We start from the raw sequence: 347 nt of genomic DNA, 5'->3' as shown, positions 1-347 counted from the left end.
ACACCGCCATGGACGAAGTCACCCTGATCACCCGCGAGAACTTCAAGGAAGAACTGACCAAGATCGGGCTGTGGAAATGACCGCTGCGGCCCTGCGTTTCGACGCGATCGGCAAAACCTTTCCCGGGGTCAAGGCGCTGGACGGCATCAGCTTCACCGCCCACCCCGGGCAGGTGCATGCCCTGATGGGCGAGAACGGTGCGGGCAAGTCGACGCTGCTGAAAATCCTCGGCGGCGCCTACATTCCCATCAGCGGCAGCGTGCAGATCGGCGCGCAGGTCATGGCGTTCAAGAATGCTGCCGACAGCATCGCCAACGGTGTCGCGGTGATCCACCAGGAACTGCATT

Annotated in this window: 1 protein-coding gene; it reads left to right on the top strand. The window is 62.2% G+C overall.

The window, feature by feature from the left end:
- Positions 1-76 precede the first annotated feature (76 nt).
- On the top strand, positions 77-347 hold a 271-nt coding region (locus E4O97_RS19750), incomplete at its 3' end, for an ATP-binding cassette domain-containing protein (protein WP_248162018.1).

Origin of the sequence: Pseudomonas sp. W15Feb34, from assembly GCF_023127765.1 — a bacterium.
GTDB classification, from domain to species: domain Bacteria; phylum Pseudomonadota; class Gammaproteobacteria; order Pseudomonadales; family Pseudomonadaceae; genus Aquipseudomonas; species Aquipseudomonas synxantha_A.
This window is presented reverse-complemented; position numbering and strand designations above follow the sequence as displayed.